General features: G+C 28.4%; 5 protein-coding genes. All 5 read right to left on the bottom strand.

Annotated features, from left to right (window positions below; translation table 11 throughout):
* Positions 1-467: hypothetical protein (locus LWW95_11265; protein MDL1957603.1), on the bottom strand; the 467-nt coding region annotated here is incomplete at its 3' end.
* Positions 468-1,094: 627 nt separating this feature from the next.
* A complete protein-coding gene (locus LWW95_11270; GenBank protein ID MDL1957604.1) occupies positions 1,095-1,301 on the bottom strand; it encodes a hypothetical protein in 207 nt (68 codons plus the stop codon).
* A gap of 104 nt (positions 1,302-1,405) precedes the next feature.
* The gene (locus tag LWW95_11275) at positions 1,406-1,945 is read right to left on the bottom strand and encodes a hypothetical protein (protein ID MDL1957605.1); all 540 of its coding nucleotides are present in this window, start codon (positions 1,943-1,945) and stop codon (positions 1,406-1,408) included.
* A 198-nt stretch (positions 1,946-2,143) separates the two neighbouring features.
* On the bottom strand, positions 2,144-2,617 hold the full coding sequence (locus LWW95_11280) for a type II toxin-antitoxin system VapC family toxin (GenBank protein MDL1957606.1): 474 nt from the start codon (positions 2,615-2,617) through the stop codon (positions 2,144-2,146).
* Positions 2,577-2,804, bottom strand: a complete 228-nt coding sequence (locus LWW95_11285; protein ID MDL1957607.1) for a hypothetical protein — start codon at positions 2,802-2,804, stop codon at positions 2,577-2,579. Before LWW95_11285 ends, LWW95_11280 begins: the two co-directional genes overlap by 41 nt.
* Between the last annotated feature and the right edge of the window lie 461 nt (positions 2,805-3,265).

The raw sequence follows: 3,265 nt of genomic DNA on the forward strand, positions 1-3,265 counted from the left end.
TTATTACTAAAAATGAAATCTACCGGACCCTTGCTATCAGGCTCAATTTCAACAGTGCTAGGAGAAGCAATAATACTAATTTCATTATCCGTTATAACTTTAAAATAACATACAGAACATACTTCTGGCGAAGGACGTGGATAAGTGATAATTTGTTTCCAAAGTTCAATTTTATAAATACCAATCTTAGAAGGGGCTACTATAGTATATTTACTTTTTCCTAATTCTGTATCAATTTTTTTATATAAGGTACCGTCAGGATAATAAATTTGTAACCACCAATCAACACCAAGAGCTGGTTTTGGTTCTATATATATTGTTACTGTTTCACCAATATGGTAGACTGATTTATCTGTCCAAACTTTGCATTCATTATTTGCGTAGATATTCAAAAAGTTTATTACTATAGTCAAATAAAGTAATATTACTATAATATAATTTTTATTAATAATTTTATTTTTAAACATATAAATCTCCTACTAATTGCTTATTTTGTAGTCATATTTATTTTATTTTTTAATATTTAAGCATTTCCTTGACTTTATTTAATAATTGTTTTGTTATTGTTTTAATAATTGTTTTTCTAAAGAACATTAGACATTAAATTTAAAATTAAAAAATACATGTCACCCCTATATTTAATAAAATGATATTTATTAAACAGAAATCTATCCATTGAATAATTAACTAAAGCAGATAATCTTAAAGAAATATTGGTAAAAATTTTAAAAGTGGATTCATACACTCTTGCAGAAATATATAATGCTTTATATCAACCAATATTTGAAACATGGATAAGAAAATTATTAGAATATCTAACCTCTTTAAAGGAAACATGTATTAAGTAGAAAAAAGAATAAAATTTGATGCAATGGTTAATTCATTTTAATGAACTCATTATCAAAGAAACTAGTTTTGTTCTCAATAACTTCCCAAAGAGATAGTTGTTGAATATACTTATAGAGATGTAAAGCCCCTTTCTTCTAGATTTCTAACGATCATTAAGAGAATTATTAGAAAACTTAAAAGAGAGAAATATAGAGATATAATAATTTTTTAGTGATATTTTATCGTTAGAAAAAGTTTTGGGTTTCTCACTCACTTTCTTGAAGTTTTTCTTCAAGAAATTCCGCTGTAATTACAATATTATGTCTTATATTTATTACTGGTTCTTTAAGTGGATTTCTCATTATTTTATTTGTCCTAGGATCAATTATATATGATATTAATTGTACAACTAGCTTAACCTTAACTTTTATACCATCTTCTAATTTATATTCATTCCAATCTTCTTTTAGCACTTAAAATCTAATGATAATCCTCTGATTATCTGTTGAGTTATCCCATAATTCTATTCACTCCTCTAACTTTCTTTTCTTAACGCTTGAATAGTAAGGTGGCCAGACTATGTCTTAAAATTGTTTAAAGAATTACTGGATATTATAGATTGATGTAAAAGCCGCAATATTTTCTTTATTTCCTTTTCATTCGTTATATCAATTCTAGAAGCCAGTAAAGTCATAATAAATAACTTTGCAGGCCCCCAATATCTTGGATTCATTCCATTACTTATAATTCTTTCCCTAATTTTTCTAACTTTTCTTTTAAGTTTTAAAGCATTTTTTAAGAGATTCTTCTCATCTAAAAAAGTGAAGAATGCAGATAATACTGGTGATATAGATTTAAAATAAGATTCTCCTGCAGAAATTTTTCTCGGTAAAGTATATAAACAACATTCTTCAAGCGCCTTTTCATTCCATTTTTCAGGAGGCAAACCATGGTAAACATACATATATTCTGCAAAAGATGTAATTATAAATTCCGCTTCTCGCTTCTCCACCTCAGTTAATTTTCTAAAAAACCTACTTTTAGAAAACTCGATACTCCACTTATAAACTCTATTAAGAATTTCCTCTAATTTCTTCTCCGAATACTCCTCCATCATATAACCCTATATTAGAGATTTCTAATTATAATGATATTTCAGAGAATTATAAGATTTACGAAAATTGATTTAATTACATTTACAACCTATCCTTTAGAGACCATAGTAGGAGATATAAGATTATTTATTCAGAACTACCATGTTCCTTACAAACAATTTTGGCTTATAGCTGTATGAGAAATAATGTTATTGATTACCTTAGATTTCTTTTAAATGTTTGGTTTTTACGATCGTTTTTGCCTTTTTACACATTTCATCGTCGGCTGATATAAGGGTGGCTTTAAGTTCTTTTGCTAGCGAGATGTAGGCGGTATCATAAACTGTTGTGTGGAGTTGTTTAGCCGTGTTTAAAAGCTCTGATCCTTGATTGAAATTTATTTCAAATAATTCTATTCCTAGTTTATTTAATGATTTCATTGCTGTTTTTGCGTCATCAAAATCTATTCTTCCCTCTCTTACAGCTCTTAAGAGGAGGTTGGCAATTTCATAGACTATTAGTATTGGTTCATATATCTCTATTTCACCGTTAACAAACTTTTCTTTGAGTTTCAATGCCTTTTTCTCCCATGGTTCGCCAGATAAAATCCATTTGGCCACTACACTTGCATCTAAAACTATTTTTCTCTTTAAACTATCGCTGTCTATCCTCTCTAATCCATGATAAGAGTTCATCTGTTTTCACCGTTTTAGTCTTTTTCCTTATATTATCTAGTTCTCTTGAAGCCCTTTTTCTCTCTATCTCTCTAACCTTAATTTTAATGGCGTTTCTAACATATTCAGCCCAGTTTATATCGATTTCCTCCATCTTTTCCCTAAGCTCCCTCGGTATTTTTACGGAAAACGTTACAAGTCTACTCAATGGTAACACCTATATATTCATTTTAAAATGTAGACTTATAAATATTACTAATTTTCATCATTTATGGAAGCCTCGAAAAGTTTAGGTATCGGGGGAGATACCTGTATTTTAGTGTTTTGAGAAAAGTGTTTGGATGCTGTATGTTATGGAAATTGAAGATCAAGGTTGAGGTGAAGTATAAGTTAAATTATGCTCTATAGGAAAGAAGGTAATGGAGTGAGTGTAATTTGTAGAGATATTAATGAAGAACTCTTAGAGGTATGTAGATTGCTTGGAATAACTGTTTTTCAAGTAAATGGGGAAGTAAAGATATACAGTTAGTTTCAGCAATATAATGAATGACTAGAAATATATTGAATCTGATAGAGATGAATTATATAGTTTAGATGAAGAGTTAATGATGAAATAATGATTATTTTACTTGATTAGGTAGTGATTATTTGTTCGAAAGTATTCTATGA

Source organism: Candidatus Desulfofervidus auxilii (assembly GCA_030262725.1).
GTDB lineage: Bacteria > Desulfobacterota > Desulfofervidia > Desulfofervidales > Desulfofervidaceae > JAJSZS01.